Annotated in this window: 16 protein-coding genes; 8 read left to right on the top strand and 8 right to left on the bottom strand. The window is 56.9% G+C overall.

Going from position 1 to position 16,441, the window contains the following annotated elements:
* Positions 1–108 precede the first annotated feature (108 nt).
* A complete protein-coding gene (locus tag AC2FLO_RS14090; protein ID WP_496753615.1) occupies positions 109–681 on the bottom strand; it encodes a TetR/AcrR family transcriptional regulator in 573 nt (190 codons plus the stop codon).
* Between the two features lie 100 nt (positions 682–781).
* On the opposite strand from AC2FLO_RS14090, the gene AC2FLO_RS14085 reads away from it, so the two are divergent.
* Positions 782–1,348 (top strand): carboxymuconolactone decarboxylase family protein, encoded by a 567-nt coding sequence (locus tag AC2FLO_RS14085; protein ID WP_480488098.1) that lies wholly within the window; start codon positions 782–784, stop codon positions 1,346–1,348.
* Here AC2FLO_RS14085 and recF read toward each other — a convergent pair.
* The 6 genes from recF to mutM all read right to left on the bottom strand — a co-directional run bounded on the left by recF (position 1,345) and on the right by mutM (position 7,971).
* Positions 1,345–2,442: a DNA replication/repair protein RecF gene (gene recF / locus AC2FLO_RS14080; protein ID WP_496753740.1), complete on the bottom strand. Its 1,098-nt coding sequence runs from the start codon at positions 2,440–2,442 to the stop codon at positions 1,345–1,347. The genes AC2FLO_RS14085 and recF overlap by 4 nt on opposite strands.
* Before the next feature lie 59 nt (positions 2,443–2,501).
* Positions 2,502–3,623 (bottom strand): DNA polymerase III subunit beta, encoded by a 1,122-nt coding sequence (gene dnaN, locus AC2FLO_RS14075; RefSeq protein WP_267363127.1) that lies wholly within the window; start codon positions 3,621–3,623, stop codon positions 2,502–2,504.
* 224 nt (positions 3,624–3,847) lie between these two features.
* Positions 3,848–5,233, bottom strand: coding sequence for a chromosomal replication initiator protein DnaA (dnaA, locus tag AC2FLO_RS14070; RefSeq protein WP_496753618.1), 1,386 nt, complete (start codon positions 5,231–5,233; stop codon positions 3,848–3,850).
* Between the two features lie 555 nt (positions 5,234–5,788).
* Positions 5,789–6,052, bottom strand: a complete 264-nt coding sequence (rpsT, locus tag AC2FLO_RS14065; RefSeq protein ID WP_496753620.1) for a 30S ribosomal protein S20 — start codon at positions 6,050–6,052, stop codon at positions 5,789–5,791.
* A 224-nt stretch (positions 6,053–6,276) separates the two neighbouring features.
* On the bottom strand, positions 6,277–7,053 hold the full coding sequence (acuK, locus tag AC2FLO_RS14060; RefSeq protein WP_267363125.1) for an acryloyl-CoA hydratase: 777 nt from the start codon (positions 7,051–7,053) through the stop codon (positions 6,277–6,279).
* Between the two features lie 66 nt (positions 7,054–7,119).
* Entirely contained in the window at positions 7,120–7,971 is an 852-nt protein-coding gene (gene mutM / locus AC2FLO_RS14055; protein ID WP_480559406.1) for a bifunctional DNA-formamidopyrimidine glycosylase/DNA-(apurinic or apyrimidinic site) lyase, read from the bottom strand.
* A gap of 86 nt (positions 7,972–8,057) precedes the next feature.
* Between mutM and ubiE the strand changes: the two genes are divergently transcribed.
* Positions 8,058–8,810, top strand: coding sequence for a bifunctional demethylmenaquinone methyltransferase/2-methoxy-6-polyprenyl-1,4-benzoquinol methylase UbiE (ubiE, locus tag AC2FLO_RS14050; RefSeq protein WP_480900015.1), 753 nt, complete (start codon positions 8,058–8,060; stop codon positions 8,808–8,810).
* A 3-nt stretch (positions 8,811–8,813) separates the two neighbouring features.
* Positions 8,814–10,343: a 2-polyprenylphenol 6-hydroxylase gene (gene ubiB / locus AC2FLO_RS14045; RefSeq protein WP_496753622.1), complete on the top strand. Its 1,530-nt coding sequence runs from the start codon at positions 8,814–8,816 to the stop codon at positions 10,341–10,343.
* 96 nt (positions 10,344–10,439) lie between these two features.
* Here the strand turns inward: ubiB and AC2FLO_RS14040 are convergent, their stop codons facing one another.
* The gene (locus AC2FLO_RS14040; protein WP_480587170.1) at positions 10,440–11,615 is read right to left on the bottom strand and encodes an acetyl-CoA C-acyltransferase family protein; all 1,176 of its coding nucleotides are present in this window, start codon (positions 11,613–11,615) and stop codon (positions 10,440–10,442) included.
* 116 nt (positions 11,616–11,731) lie between these two features.
* Here AC2FLO_RS14040 and AC2FLO_RS14035 point away from each other — a divergent pair, with 116 nt between their 5' ends.
* The 5 genes from AC2FLO_RS14035 (at position 11,732) to AC2FLO_RS14015 (ending at position 16,413) form a co-directional block, all read left to right on the top strand.
* Complete coding sequence (locus AC2FLO_RS14035) at positions 11,732–12,295, top strand: helix-turn-helix domain-containing protein (protein WP_480587173.1); 564 nt, start codon at positions 11,732–11,734, stop codon at positions 12,293–12,295.
* Positions 12,296–12,405: 110 nt separating this feature from the next.
* Entirely contained in the window at positions 12,406–13,590 is a 1,185-nt protein-coding gene (locus AC2FLO_RS14030) for a glycine C-acetyltransferase (protein WP_480832896.1), read from the top strand.
* 14 nt (positions 13,591–13,604) lie between these two features.
* Positions 13,605–14,633, top strand: a complete 1,029-nt coding sequence (tdh, locus tag AC2FLO_RS14025) for an L-threonine 3-dehydrogenase (RefSeq protein WP_496753741.1) — start codon at positions 13,605–13,607, stop codon at positions 14,631–14,633.
* Between the two features lie 64 nt (positions 14,634–14,697).
* Positions 14,698–15,582, top strand: a complete 885-nt coding sequence (locus tag AC2FLO_RS14020) for a tryptophan 2,3-dioxygenase (RefSeq protein ID WP_480587178.1) — start codon at positions 14,698–14,700, stop codon at positions 15,580–15,582.
* Between the two features lie 60 nt (positions 15,583–15,642).
* The gene (locus AC2FLO_RS14015) at positions 15,643–16,413 is read left to right on the top strand and encodes an alpha/beta hydrolase (protein ID WP_480587180.1); all 771 of its coding nucleotides are present in this window, start codon (positions 15,643–15,645) and stop codon (positions 16,411–16,413) included.
* The last annotated feature ends 28 nt before the right edge of the window (positions 16,414–16,441 follow it).

Raw genomic sequence — 16,441 nt, 5'->3', positions numbered from 1 at the left:
AGTACCTATATTATTTTGGTAACTTATACGTTTTCTGGTAGGGATTGTCACGCCATCCCCCAATATTTTGTGGTTTTCCGGATCGTTTTTTGCCGCCCCGAAAGGGGCTCACAAACGATCGATATCAGACGCGATATCCGCTGCAATTTGCGCCGCATCAACGTCTGTGCGTTCAGCGGACAAGCGCAGCCCCAGAATGTCTGACTGATACCTGGCCGCCAAACGATCCGGATCACGTCCCGCCCCGATTTCACCGGCATCCTGAGCCTTGCGAAACAGATCAGCGAAACAGTCTTTCATTTCCGCCATGTAATGCGCCGCCTGATCCGCAAGGTCATGATCCTTCGCCTTCAACTCGGCATATGTCTTTGCCAACATGCAGGCCTTTGCCGGGGTCTCGGCTGCTTCGATCACCAATCGGGGCTGTGCTTTCAGCGCCTCCTTCGGACCCAGTCTCTCAGCCAGGGCCTTTAGGCGTGCCACACCTTCTTGCGTATAGCTCTCCAGCGTCAGCGCATAGAGCGCATCTTTCGACCCGAACGCCGCATAAAAACTGCCGGGCTTCAGCTTCAGTTCCCGCTCCAGGTCCTTCAGCGATGTACCAGCCCAGCCCTGTCGCCAGAAGATATCCTTCGCCTTCGCAATCAACACGTCACGATCGTATGCGGGTTTGCGGGGCATCAGCATCACCAATTCTTGAACGTTTACTCAAATATATACTTGAGCGATCACTCAAGAAACCCTAAATACGACCCATCGCGCCAGAAACAGGAGTTCCGACATGGCCAATTTCCCGTCTCACGACCTCGAAACCGCGCCTGAAGCGTCCAAACCGCTGCTGCAAAAGTCTCAGGCCGCTTTTGGTCGCTTGCCCGGCCTGCATAAGGTCATGGCCGAAAGCCCTCAACATCTGGAAGGCTACCAGATTTTGCACGGCCTGTTCCTGAAAACCGATTTCGACAATGATGAGAAAACCGTCGTCTGGCAGACCATCAATGTTGAAAACGAGTGCCACTACTGCGTGCCCGCCCACACCGGTATCGCCAAGATGATGAAGATATCGGACGAGATATCGGACGCCCTGCGCAACGAAACCCCACTGCCTTCAGCCAAGCTCGAAGCACTGCGCACCTTCACCCTAGAAGTGATGGAAACCCGCGGCAACCCGACCGAAGATCAGCTTCAGGCGTTCTTTGATGCGGGCTATTCCCATCGCGCGGTTCTGGATGTCGTGCTGGGTCTGGCCCAGAAAACCATGTCGAACTACGTCAACCACATGGCCAAAACTCCGGTGGACGAGGTTATGCGCGGCTTTCTGTGGGAACGTAAAGTCAGCGAACCGGCCTAAGCAGTCACGACCGAACCCTCATCGCTTTCGGTAACGATCAGCGTCTGGGCCCGGTCGCCCAATTCCGCAAACAGTTCAGGCCCGGTACCGGTCATCCAGGCCTGAGCGCCCAGCGCACAAATCTCATCATAAAGCGCTGCGCGCCGCCCAGCATCCAGATGTGCGGCCACCTCATCCAGCAGTACGATTGGAGGTGCGCCCAGCACCGCCGCCAGCGCCCGTGCATTTGACAGGATCAGCGACACCAAGAGCGCTTTCTGCTCACCAGTGGAACACTCCCTTGCCGGCACGCCCTTGGCCGTGAACACACCGTACAGGTCGGACCGATGCGGCCCCACCAGGGTCCGGCCTGCTGCCAGGTCCCTAAACCGGCTCTCGCTCAACGCGTCTCGCAAATCTTCCGCCGTCTCGGGCATTGCGCCTTCGGTTTGCACCAACTCCAGCTCGGCCGAAGGAAAGACCGTTTCAGCCCGGTTCTGCGCTGCCCGCAGAAGATCCAGCGACCTCAACCGCGCGGTATGGATGCGGTGCCCCGTCTCGGCCAACTGCCCTTCAAGCGCGGCGTACCAATGCGCATCCCTGACCTGCTCTTTCAGCAAACGGTTACGTTCGCGCATCGCTTTTTCATAGATCAGCGATGCTTCAGCGTGGGCTGGGTCAAAACTCAGCGCGATACGGTCCAGAAACCGCCGACGCCCTTCCGCCCCTTCAATCCACAGACGGTCCATTGACGGGGTCAGCCAGACAACTCGCGCAAGTTTCCCCAGATCGATCTGCGTCGCCGACTTGCCATCAATTCGCACCTGTCGCGCTGCGCCGCCCTCGGACCAGGTTTCGATCTCAAACCGCTGCCCCTGAGCGTCCAGCAACCCGGACAGTTTCCAACCCAACGCCTCTGGCCGCCGGGTCATCTCGGCTGCACTCGCCCGACGCATTCCGCGACCGGGCGAAAACAACGACACCGCTTCAAGAAGGTTGGTCTTCCCGGCCCCATTTGGCCCGTGAATAGCAACGGGACGTCCGTCCAGAGACAACCGCGCCAGCTTATGAGATCGAAAATGCGAGACCGTAAGCTCGGTCAGGGCCAATCCCATGACCCCTCCCTTCATCTTTTCAAAAATACTCCCGCCGGAGGCATCGCGCGTCCGCGCGATCAGACGCGCATCGGCATGACGACGTATACAGCACTCAGGTCGTTGCCTTCACGCATCAATGTCGGGTCACCAGCCGAGTTGAACAGGAAAACTGCATTCTCACGATCCACCTGAGACGCAATCTCCAACAGGTATTTGGCGTTGAACCCGATCTCCAACCGCTCATCCCCGTAAGCGACAGCCAATTCTTCCTCGGCGGCGCCACTGTCGGGTGCATTCACCGACAAGATCAGCTTGTCGCCTTCCAATTGCAACTTCACTGCCCGCGACCGCTCCGACGAAACAGTTGCCACGCGATCCACGGCCTGCGCGAATTCAGCAGCATCCACTTCAAGCTTGCGGGTGTTTCCTTGCGGGATAACGCGTGTGTAGTCGGGGAAGGTGCCGTCAATAACCTTCGACGTCAGCGTGATATCCGGCGTGGCAAAGCGTACCTTGGTTTCACTGACCGAAACGGCGATATCCATCTCGTCGTCATCCAGCAGCTTGCGCAACTCGCCCACTGTTTTGCGGGGCACGATCACGCCCGGCATATCCGCCGCGCCATCCGGCAAATCTGCGTCGATCCTCGCAAGCCGGTGGCCATCGGTGGCCACACAACGCAACACTTTTCCACCCTCGGACCCATCTGCCACATGCATGTAGACACCGTTCAGATAGTACCGGGTCTCTTCGGTCGAGATGGCGAATTTCGACTTGTCAAACAACCGGCGAAGCAATGCCGCCGAAGCGGTGAAATTCGATTGATACTCAGACGATGCCATCACCGGAAAATCTTCCTTCGGCAGTGTCGCCAGCGAAAAATTCGACCGCCCCGCTTCAACTGTCAGCCGTCCAGCGGCGCTGTCAGCAGTCAGTGTCACCAGCGCACCGTCGGGCAGTTTGCGCACAATCTCATGCAGGGTTGTTGCCGCAACGGTCGTCGCGCCTGCCTTTTCGACCTGTGCGGGTGCCTTATCGACCACTTCGATATCCAGATCGGTGGCACGGAACTGGACCTGATCGCCTTCGGCCTCGATCAGGACATTGGCAAGTATGGGAATGGTATTGCGACGTTCTACAACGGACTGGGCCTGCGAAACGGCCTTAAGAAGGGTGCCGCGTTCAATGCTGATCTTCATACCCTCAATTCCTCTGACTTGCGTACCGACATGGGCGGGACTGGCACGTTAGCGGTTCCACCCCGAGGCACAAGGATTTTTTACGGATTTCTGGGTTGGAATGCACCAACCGTCAAGTGCGGCGTGCCCAACGGGCCTCAGTTCTGGTGCAACCGTGGATTATTACGCACAAAAAACGCCCCGGAACAGAGGCCCGAAGCGTTCCTTAGCGCTGCTGGCCCGGTTCAGGCTTCGAGAGACCTGCGTAGCATTTCCACGTCTTCAGCGATCTGGCCATCGGTCAGTTTCAGCTCTTCAATGCGCTTGACGCCATGCATGACCGTGGTGTGGTCGCGCCCGCCGAACCGACGGCCGATCTCTGGCAGCGATCGGCTGGTCAGCTGCTTGCAAAGATACATCGCCACCTGACGGGGGCGCGCGTAGGATCGCAGGCGCTTGGGACCGATGATATCGGACATGCGGATGTTGTAGTATTCGGATACTTTCCGCTGGATTTCTTCAACCGTGATCTTGCGCTCGGATGCGCGCAGGACATCTGCCAGACAATCCTGCGTCAGCTCCATGTCGATCTCGCGCCCAACCAGCGAGGCAAAGGCAAACAGACGTGTCAGAGCACCTTCCAGCACGCGGACATTGGTTGAGATTCGATGGGCCAGAAACTCAAGAACGCCATCCGCAATCGTCAGGTCAGGATAGGAGCTGCTGTATTGCTGGACCTTATTTTGCAGAATGCCCAGGCGCAATTCATAGTCGGTCGGATGCAGGTCAACGACCAGACCACATTGCAGGCGCGACTTTACACGATCTTCCAGGTCCTTGATTTCGCCCGGGGCGCGGTCGGCCGAAATGATGATCTGCTTGTTCTGATCCACCAGCGCATTGAACGTATGGAAAAACTCTTCCTGAGTAGAATCCTTTCCGGCGATGAACTGCACGTCGTCGACCATCAGCACATCGACCGAACGGAACAAATGCTTGAAATCCATCATCCGGCGTTCCCGCAGGGCCTGCACGAAGCGATACATGAACTGTTCGGCTGACAGGTACAGGACATTCAGTTCCGGATGTTTGGTTTTCAGTTCCCAGGCAATGGCGTGCATCAGGTGGGTCTTACCCAGACCCACTCCTCCGTACAGAACAAGCGGGTTGAATGTGACCGGGCCACCTTCGGACACGCGGCGCGCGGCAGCATGGGCCAGCTCGTTGGGTTTGCCCACCACGAAACTGTCAAAGGTGAACCGCGAATCCAGCGGCGCGGCCTGCAACGACTCCAAAGCGTTCTGCGCACTATCCGTAGCGACTGTGGGTACCGGCTCTGGCCGAGTTTCGGCGACCACCTTGGCTGCGGGCTTGGGGCGTGCGGGCGAGTTGGCGACAACACGGAAATCCAGACGCTGAACGGTTTCCCCAGCCGTATTCAGCTCGTACAAGATGAGGTCCGCAAAATTCTGGCTGACGTAGTTCCCCATAAAGTTCGTTGGCACGGAAAAAACCGCCACACCATCCTGCAGCTCTTTAAATTCCAGAGGCTCGATCCAAGTGGTGTAATTATTCCGACCGACAGCCTTCAGCAATTTGTTACGCAGTAGTCCCCATTTCTCTTGTGTCATTCAGCGCCTCACGCATCCCATTCTTATTGGCCTGTCGGCCTTATCATACGAAGCCGGTTGCCCGGTCTTGTATTCACACGCCCAAAGGGAACCTATCGCCAAACCCAATGGTTTGGCGGGGTTGCCCCTGAAAGTTCAGTGCACCCAGATTTTCGACGCTCAATAATAAATGAGCGTCCCGAAACTCGGGCTGCACGTCACAATCTCAATTTTCAGACAGGGCCGAGAACCCCGGATAACCCGGACTTCGCGGCAGATCGGCAGCCCAGCTTGCGCCAGTCGTCGACGAATGTTTCCAGATCGATCTGATGCCCGTCAGTCCGATCGAGTAAACAGCCTGTCCCCCCAAGCGAGTGAATCGCTGACATCAGTGGTAGCAACTTGAAATGGGGCGCGGCAACGAAACTCTGATATTGACTCGGGACTTTGGTCGAAAGAATCTCTCGGTCTCGTGAAGGCGCGGTATTCTGGCAACACGAAAAAAGGCGCCGCAATGCGCAGCGCCTTTGTCATTAGTTCAGCCTTGCTGACTTGACCTAGGGTAACTCGCAGGCTTTAGCCCAGAGATTTGACCCGGGCCGACAGGCGCGACATTTTACGTGCAGCAGTGTTCTTGTGGAACACGCCTTTGGTGACGCCACGCATCAACTCGGGTTGGGCGGCGCGCAGTGCTGCGGTTGCCGCATCTTTGTCACCGGATGCAATCGCTTCTTCGACTTTACGCAGATAGGTGCGGATGCGCGAACGACGCGCTTTGTTAACAGCGAAACGCTTTTCGTTCTGACGGGCGCGTTTCTTTGCCTGGGGCGAATTTGCCATGTGTCTCTGACCTTCGTTCGGTACGGTTATCAAGGGTTGCGCGCCACGGATATATCCGCACCGGATCAGAAATCACGAGTGTGAGTCGGGCCAAGCGGGCCGCACGCGCATGTATTGCGGCGCTCAATACCGAACATTTCAAGGATTGCCAAGCCGATTCTTGGGGCTCACAAACCGGGTAAAGAAAAGGCGGGATACCCCGCCGTTCATTAGTCTCTTGCGTTTTACTTGTCGCGAAACTGCGCAGCCCGCTTTTCAAGAAACGCCGCCATGCCCTCTTTCTGGTCCTCGGTGGCAAACATGGAATGGAAGACGCGACGCTCAAACAGCATTCCTTCACTCAGCGGAAGCTCGTAACTGCGATTGACTGCTTCTTTTGCCGCCGCTGCCGTCAGTGCCGATTTCTCGGCTATTTTTTGCGCCGCACCGACGGCTTCCTCGATCAGCTTCTTGGCCGGTACGACCCGGCTGACCAAACCAGCGCGCTCGGCTTCGTCCGCGTCCATAAACCGACCAGTCAGGTTCATGTCCATCGCCTTGGACTTGCCGACAAAGCGCGTCAAACGCTGGGTGCCGCCCAACCCGGCTATGACGCCGAGGTTGATTTCAGGCTGGCCGAATTTTGCAGTGTCCGCAGCAATGATGAAATCGCAAAGCATTGCCAACTCGCATCCCCCACCCAGAGCATAGCCCGCAACCGCGGCGATGATCGGTTTGCGAATCGCCAAAACCCGGTTGTTTGCATCAGCAAAAAGGTTGGTTGTGTAGACATCGACAAAGCTCATCTCGGACATTTCCCTGATGTCCGCGCCTGCGGCAAAGGCCTTGTCCGATCCGGTGATGACGATGCAACGCACCTTGTCGTTGCTGTCCGCCTCTTCCAGCGCGGTACACAACTCACCCAGCAACTGGGAGTTCAGCGCATTCAACGCATCCGGTCTGTCGAGTTTGATTAGGGCGACGTGGTCTTCGATTTCGACGATGATCGTCTCAAAAGCCATGAGAAAAAAGCTTCCGGTTGTTCCGTTCAGTTACGAGTCCTTACCACGCGAATTCTCTGGATCAAGCTATCTTTGGCATTGCGCACAGTAGAAGGATGAGCGACCGGACTGGGTGATTCTCTGGATCAGACCAGTGCAACCTTCGGTGCGGCAGGGCTTTCCTTCGCGACCGTAGACATCAAAGCTGTGCTGAAAATATCCAAGTTCTCCATCAGCTTGGCGGAAATCCCGCAGGGATGATCCGCCTGCTTCGATCGCGTCCTGCAACACCCTCCGAATGATGGGAACCAGCGATGCGACACGTGCCGCAGATATTTGCCCTGCTTTGCGACGTGGCGACACCTTGCCGCGATAAAGCGCCTCGCAAACATAAATATTCCCCAATCCGGCAACGATTCCCTGATCCAGCAGAGCTGATTTGACAGGGGTATTCCTGCCTTTGAATGCTTCAATCAGGTGTTGCTCATGGAAATCATTACCCAAGGGCTCTGGTCCCAGAACCGCCAGAAGCTTGTGATCTTCGGCCGTGGCTGTGGGCAGTAGGTCCATCGCCCCGAACCGGCGTGGGTCGTTAAAGGTGATACGCGCCCCGTTGGCCATGTGAATAACAACATGGTCATGTTTCTCAGCGGCAGGATGTTCGCGCAGGAAATGACCCAGTGGGTCCCCTGACACCGTCATTCGCCCCGACATCCCCAGATGTATCAACAAGGTCTCGCCACTGCTGAGATCGGCCAGGATGTATTTTGATCGCCGCCTTAACCGATCCACCCGCTGCCCGGTCAGCCGTTCTGCCATGCGTTCGGGAAATGGCCAGCGAAGATCCGGGCGGTTCACATCGGCGCGTTCTATCACCATGCCCTCCATCGCGGGAGCAAGACCCCGTCTTACTGTCTCGACCTCGGGCAATTCTGGCATTACAGGGCTCCTATTCCAAAGGGCCGCATTGTGCCCCGCTTCCAGAGCCCTATAACAGAAGCGAAATTCGACAAACGGCAAGGCTTATGTCCGACAACAGCGACAACACCACTCATTTCGGGTTCGAAACCGTACGCGAGGCTGACAAGGCCGGGCGCGTGCAGGGCGTGTTCAACTCGGTCGCCTCGAAATATGACGTGATGAACGACGTCATGTCGATGGGTATCCACCGGGTCTGGAAAGACGCGATGATGGACTGGCTGGCACCACGCCCCGGTCAGCGTTTGCTGGATGTTGCAGGCGGAACCGGTGACATTTCCTTTCGCTTTCTGAAACGTGCAGGCTATGGCCATGCCACGGTTCTTGATCTGACAGAACCCATGCTGATCGAAGGCCGGCAACGCGCGGAAGCCGACCAGATGGCCGACAGCCTGAACTGGGTGGTGGGCGATGCCATGGCCCTGCCATTCGAAGACAACACCTTTGACGTCTACACGATTTCTTTCGGCATCCGGAACGTGACCCGCCCGCAAGAGGCCCTGAACGAAGCCTTTCGCGTGCTGAAACCCGGTGGCCGCCTGATGGTACTCGAGTTCAGTCAGCTTCCCAATGACGGGCTGCAGAAGCTCTATGACCTCTACAGCTTCAATGTCATTCCACGCATGGGAAAGCTGATCGCGAATGATTACGACAGCTATCAGTATCTGGTGGAGTCGATCCGCAAGTTCCCCGATCAGGAAACCTTCCTGAACATGGTCCGAACTGCTGGCTTCGAAAACGCGAAATTCCGCAATCTCAGCATGGGTATCGCCGCGCTGCATTCCGGCTGGAAGATCTGACGCATGCGTGGTCCCCACAACATCATCCGCCTGATCCGTACAGGCGCAACGCTTGAGCGCACCGGTGCCATGAACGTGGTCCTCGACGCGTTCGAGGCGCCAAGGGCTATCCGGTTTCTTGCCCACGCTCTAGGCAAACCGTTTTGGTGGCTGGGTTACAAGGGCGACCCGGAAATGCCGCCTGCAACACGTGCACTCACCGCTTTGGGCCCGGCCTACATCAAGTTTGGTCAGGTGCTTTCGACGCGCCCGGATGTAGTAGGCAATGAACTGGCTGTGCAACTTCGTGTTTTGCAGGACAAGCTGCCGCCGTTCTCAAAAGCTGTGGCTTTGGCCGAAGTGGAAAAGGAATTGGGACAGCCTGTTGCCCAGATATTCTGCGATTTCAGTGAACCCATTGCAGCCGCGTCCATCGCTCAGGTCCACAAAGCCAAACTGGTTAGCACGGGCGAAGATGTCGCTGTCAAAGTTCTGCGCCCGGGGATCGAGCGCGCATTTCGCAAGGACGTGGACGCTTTTTATTTCGCCGCTCGCATAGTCGATTTGTTTGCGCCCGGTGCTCGCCGATTGCGTCCGATGGAGGTCATTGAACATTTCGATGGCGTTGTACGGGGTGAACTGGATCTGCGTCTGGAAAGCGCTGCTGCCTCGGAATATGCGGCCAACACAAAAGACGACAAAGGGTTCTGGCTGCCGCCCATATTGTGGTCACTGTCGGCACGGCGCGTGATGACACTCAGCTGGGCCGACGGTGTTCCATTGGGTGAAAATGACGCACTGGACGCCGCTGGCCACGATCGCCGCGATCTGGCTGAACGTGTGCTGCGCCTGTTCCTTCTTCACGCCCTGCGCGACGGCTATTTCCACGCCGATATGCATCAGGGCAACCTCAAGGTCGCCGCCAACGGTGATATCATCGCTTATGATTACGGTATCATGGGCCATATCGACGAATACACGCGCCGGGTCTATGCCGAGATTCTGTTCGGTTTCATCCGCCGCGACTACAAGCGCGTGGCCGAAGTGCATTTCGAAGCCGGTTACGTTCCTGCACATCAGGACGTCGATGAATTCGCCCGCGCCCTGCGTGCGGTTGGCGAACCGATCTTCGGTATGGATGCATCGCATATTTCGATGGGCCGTTTGCTAAGCTATCTGTTCGAAGTGACAGAGCGTTTTGGCATGGAAACCCGAACCGAGCTGATCCTTCTACAGCGCACGATGGTCGTGGTTGAAGGCGTTGCCCGGTCACTGGACGACCACATCAATATCTGGGAAGTTGCCCGCCCCGTGGTCGAAGATTACATCAAACAATCCATCGGCCCGCGCGCCGCGCTTCGTGACTTTGCCAAAACCGCTATGGTTCTGGCACGCTTTGGTCCGCGCCTGCCGACATTGGTCGAAAACGCGTTGATTGCACAGACGCACAAAGAAGAACCGGAAAACTCGGGTCTGTTGCCAAAAATCCTGCCCGCCGCTCTCGGTGCGGTTGCCGGCGCAGCCATAGTTCTGTTGATCACTACACTCGGCTGATTGTGATCCGCAGCTTCATCTGGCTAAAAATATCCTCGGGGGGAATCGCGCCTTGCGCGATGGGGGGCAGACAGCCCCCCTTTGCCCAGACCCGGATCAGAGTCGCTCGATGGCAATGGCGATCCCCTGACCGCCACCAATACACATGGTGATCAACCCTTTTGATCCGCCTGTGCGCTCCAACTCATAAAGCGTCTTCATGGTAATGATGGCGCCCGTCGCACCGACAGGATGCCCCAGCGCAATCGCACCTCCATTCGGGTTCACCTTCGCTGCATTCAACCCAAGTTCCTGGTTGACGGCCAGCGCCTGCGCGGCAAATGCTTCGTTGCTTTCGATCACATCAAAGTCTTCCGCCGACAAACCCGTCTTCCTGAGCAGGTTTTGCACGGCCGGTACCGGGCCAATACCCATGACTTCAGGGCGCACGCCAGCATGTGCATATCCGATCACGCGCGCTTTTGGCTTCAACCCGGCCTTTTCCGCCGCTTCCGCCGTTGCCAGCACCATCGCCGCCGCACCGTCGTTGATGCCCGAGGCATTGCCCGCCGTCACACGCCCATCTTTCTTGAACACCGGTCGCAACCCGGCCAGCGCATCGGCTGTCGTCGCTTTGGGATGCTCATCAACTTTGAAATCCACCATGTCACGCTTGACCTTCACCTGAACGGGCACGATCTGGCTTTCGAAATATCCGGCTTCAATTGCGGCTGCCGCGCGGGTTTGGCTGGTCAGGGCGAAGTCATCCATCTGTTCACGGCTGATCTGGTGTTCATCGGCAACGTTCTCGGCCGTCACGCCCATGTGCCCTGTGCCAAAGGGGCAGTTCAATGCACCCAGCATCATGTCCAGCGAAGTGACATCACCCATTTTCGCGCCCCAGCGTGCCTGTGGAACAATGTAAGGGCTGCGTGACATGCTTTCTGCGCCACCTGCCACAGCGAACTCGGTATCGCCAAGCATCAAGGACTGCATCGCCGACACGATCGCCTGTGCGCCCGAGCCACACAGACGGTTTACATTCATCGCAGGGGTGCCGTTCGGAATCCCGGCCTGCATCGCGGCAACGCGCGACAGGTACATGTCCCGAGGCTCGGTATTGATGACGTGGCCAAACACAACATGCCCGATTTGCGCACCTTCTACCCCTGACCGTTCCAAGGCCGCTTCGGTGACCACCGTCGCCAGATCAATGGGTGCGGTTGACGCAAGCGCGCCACCGAAGGTTCCAATCGCGGTGCGCGCACCATCCAGCAATACGATGTCTGTCATGTCTTTCTCCTCTTGGAATCGTCGTCAGTATGCACATGCAGCATGATCCTGTCCTATAGGACGTGCCGTCACGGATGGAATTGACAAGCCGGGTCCCAACACGCATGGATTCCGTCATGACGGAGAACACAGACGATATCCTGAACCTTTTGCCTGCTCGCCTGAAAGAAGCACGCCGGGCCAAAGGACTGTCGCTGGAAGCAGTCGCAAACCTGAGCGGCGTGTCCAGGTCCATGGTTAGCCAGATCGAACGCGGTGAAAGCAGCCCGACGATCTCGACCCTCTGGAACCTGACCCGTGCATTACAGGTGGATTTTGCCGGTCTTCTGGAAGGATCAAAAGCCAGTGATCAGATCGAGGTGCTGCGCGCGTCCGAAGTACCCAGCATCGACAATATGGGGCAGAACTGCCGCATTCGCATCCTGTCCCCACCGGAAGAGGCCGGTGGTCACGAGGTTTATGATATCGAGTTCGACATAGGCGGGGCCTTGAACAGCCAGCCCCATGCGCGCGGCGCGCGTGAGCAGCTGACCGTGTTGGAAGGCGCCGTCAAGGTTAAATCGGGCAGTGCCGTGTCGGATCTGAGCCAAGGGGACACCGCCCGCTATGCCGCGGATATCGTGCATTCCATCTCGGCCAAAGAACCTGCGCGGGTGTTTTTGATCGTAAAGAACGCCTGACATCAGCAATTTTCCGCCTTCACGGAAATTTTTCCTGTATATTGAAATTCCCCTATTTGGGAAATTTATCCGCTATGTTAGATGTGCGACTCAGTTGAACGGAGGTCGCCATGGCAGATGCATTCCTGTCCCACATCACGGACACACTCGCGCAGATCGAATCCGAAGGGCTGTACAAGCGAGAACGAATGATCACCTCGCCTCAGGGCGGGGAGATTACGGTAGGTGGAAAACGGGTGATCAACCTGTGCGCCAACAACTATCTGGGTCTTGCGGATCACCCCGCGCTGATCGAGGCCGCAACCAATGCGATGGGTCCGAAAGGTTTCGGCATGGCCTCGGTCCGGTTCATTTGCGGGACGCAGGATATTCACCGTGAACTGGAACAGCGGTTGGCCAAGTTCCTAAACAAGGACGATGCGATCCTGTTCGCGGCCTGTTTTGATGCCAATGGCGGGCTGTTCGAACCGTTGCTGGGGCCTGAAGATGCCATCATTTCGGACAGTCTGAACCACGCCTCTATCATTGACGGGGTGCGGCTGTGCAAGGCCAAGCGCTATCGCTATCTGAACAATGACATGAACGACTTGGAAGCGTGGCTGAAGCAGGCGCGCGAGGATGGCGCGCGTCATATCATGATCGCAACCGATGGCGTGTTCTCGATGGATGGCTATTTGGCCAACTTGCCGAAAATTCGCGAACTGGCTGATAAATACGATGCCATCGTCATGGTCGATGATTGCCATGCAACCGGCTTCATGGGCCCGCGCGGCGCCGGAACACCGGATCACTTTGGTGTTGATGTCGACATTCTGACAGGAACTTTGGGCAAGGCACTTGGGGGGGCAATCGGCGGCTACATCGCCGGGCCGCAGCCAGTGATCGACCTGCTGCGGCAGCGGGCGCGGCCCTATCTGTTCTCGAACTCGCTGCCGCCATCCATCGTCGCCGCAGGACTTGAGGCAATCCGCCTGGTCGAAGAAGGCGACATTCTACGCGCGCAGTTATTCGGAAACGCAAAGTACTGGCGTGCCGGTCTGGAAAAGCTTGGCTTTGACCTTTTGCCCGGTGAACATCCGATCATCCCTGTCATGCTGGGCGATGCAACGCTGGCACAAGAGATGGCCGCCAAGCTGTTTGACGAGGGCGTGTATGTCTCGGGCTTCTTCTTTCCTGTTGTTCCCCGCGGACAGGCGCGGATCAGAACGCAGATGAACGCTGCCCTGACGCGGGACGAACTGGACCGCGCGCTGGCGGCCTTTGGCAAGGTCGGCAAGGAACTGGGGGTGATCTGATGCGACCCAACACGATGAAAGCGCTGGAAAAGTCGAAACCTGAAGAAGGGTTGTGGATGGTACAGGCCCCGGTCCCTGAAATCGGGCCTGATGAGGTACTGATCAAGATCAACAAGACCGGAATTTGCGGTACCGACATTCACATCTGGAACTGGGATGAGTGGGCCTCTCACACCGTTCCGGTTCCGATGATCACTGGTCATGAGTTCGCCGGGGAAATCGTCGAGATTGGGAGCAACGTCACCGCCCTGAATGTTGGGCAGCGCTGTTCCGGCGAAGGGCATCTGATCGGCACTGAAAGCCGTCAAAGCCGCGCAGGCAAATTTCACCTCGACCCCGGTACGCGCGGGATCGGGGTGAATGAACAGGGCGCGTTTGCGCAATACCTGAAATTGCCTGCCTTCAACGTTGTTCCCCTGCCGGACGATATCCCGGATGAGATCGGGGCAATCCTTGATCCGCTGGGCAATGCTGTACACACCGCGCTCAGCTTTGACCTTCTGGGCGAGGACGTCCTGATCACCGGCGCAGGACCCATCGGCATCATGGCCGCCGCCGTTGCCCGCCATGCAGGTGCCCGCAATGTTGTGATTACAGACATTAACGCCGAACGGTTGAAACTGGCGGAACATGTGGTGCCGTCGGTGCGGACCGTTGATGTTTCCAAGCAAGAATTGCACGACATCATCGCACAGCTTGGAATGAAAGAAGGCTTTGATGTGGGGCTTGAAATGTCCGGCTCACAAGCTGCGCTTGACCAGATGGTCGAGGCGCTTGTGATGGGTGGGAAAATCGCCCTGCTGGGGATACCGCCGGGGAAATCTCCGGTCGACTGGTCGCGTATCGTTTTCAAGGCGATCACAATCAAGGGTGTCTATGGTCGCGAGATGTTCGAGACCTGGTACAAGATGATCGCCATGCTGCAAAACGGTTTGGATGTGTCCCGCGTGATCACGCATTGCTTTGAGGTTGATGATTTTGCGGATGGATTTGCCGCGATGAAATCCGGCCTCTCTGGCAAGGTTGTCCTTGACTGGACCTAACCCGCTGGAAAGTTACGAACTCAACGCCTAGACAGGTGCAAGGATCGCACAAGGGAGGCATGAGATGGGCGAGAACAAAGACGATCGTCTATTGCAAAGAGGTGTCGAAGACACTCTGGTCACTGATTTCGCCGAGACACATCGCAAAAGCTATGGAGATTTTCTGCAACTCAAAACACTGCTGAATCTGCAAAAAACTTTTCAGGACCCCGCGCAGCCTGACGAGATGCTGTTCATTATCATCCATCAGGTCAGTGAACTGTGGCTGAAACTGATGCACCACCAACTGGTCGAGGTGCGCCGTTTTCTGCAACAGGACGAGTTTGGCCCAGCCATGAAAAACCTCGACCGCATCAAGGCCATTCAACGGCAGTTGATTGCGGCTTGGGAAACCCTGCTGACCATGACACCTGCCGACTATATGACGTTCCGGCAGGCTCTCGGCAACTCGTCAGGGTTTCAGAGCTACGGCTACCGGCAAATCGAATTCATTCTTGGCAACAAGGATGCCTCAACACTGAAGGTCCATGCGCATGACCCAGAGGTGATCGAGATGCTGAATGCCGCACTGACCAAACCGTCACTTTATGACGAAGTGTTGCACATGTTGGCCCGCCAAGGATTCGATGTGCCCAAGGATCTGATTGAACGCGATTACGCCCAACCCTATTCCGGCGATTCGCGCGTGGTAAAAATCTGGGTCGAGGTATTCCGCAACACTGAAAAATACTGGGATCTTTATGCTTTGGCCGAAAAACTGATGGATGTGGAAAGCCTGTTTCAACGCTGGCGCTTTGATCATGCCACCGCAGTTGAGCGCGTGATCGGAATGCAACCCGGCACTGGTGGCTCAAGCGGCGTGGCCTTTTTGCGAAAGGCGCTAGAGCTGCGGTTTTTCCACGACCTTTACGACGTGCGCACCGAATTGATGTACAGCGGGCAGACCTAAGACATGTTGTATCGAGGATTTTCGCAACCCGAGCTGGAGCGGGAGTACTCCCCCAGCACAATGATCGGCGGCGACCTAAGCCCGTATCTTGCCAGCTATAAGGCGCTAAGCGCTCAGGCGCGGGCCGACTATCCCGTACGGGAAAACCTGGCTTATGGTGACAGCCCCGTACAAGTCCTGGATTTCTTTCCCGCTCGCGATGACAAGGCACCCCTGCACGTCTTCATTCACGGCGGGTACTGGCAGGCGCTCAGCCAGAATGAATCGTCTCTGATGGCACCAGGTCTGGTAGAACACGGGCAAGCTTTTGCGACTTTGAACTACACGCTGGCACCCGATGCCCGGGTTGGCGACATGATCGATGAATGCCGCGACGCGTTGTTGTGGCTGGCGGCCAAGGCGGGGAAGTTGGGGTTCGATCCGTCGCGGATCACCCTGTCAGGTCACAGTGCAGGCGCACATCTGGCGGCGATGGTGATGGCAACCTCATCAGATGCCCTTGCCAAAGCGGGGCTCCGGGTGCGGGATGTGATTCTGTTCAGCGGAATATACGACCTGGAACCGATCAGCCTGATGTCGGTGAACGATCCACTGCAATTGACGCCGGTCGAGGTCAACGATCTGTCACCCATCCGCAATCTGCCCCGGCCGGGTCCTCGATACCATGTTTCGGTAGCCGAACGGGATACAGGTGAGTTCATTCGCCAAAGCCGCGACTATGCTGAAAGGCTGCGAAAGGCCGGACACTCTGTCAGCTTTATGCTCGCGCAAGGAATGCATCATTTCGATATCATCATGCATTCAGATGCGTTTCTGCCCCAGACAAAATAAGCGCTTCGGTAAACGAAAACAGCGGCCT

This window comes from Ruegeria sp. TASC047 (assembly GCF_059612445.1).
This window is presented reverse-complemented; position numbering and strand designations above follow the sequence as displayed.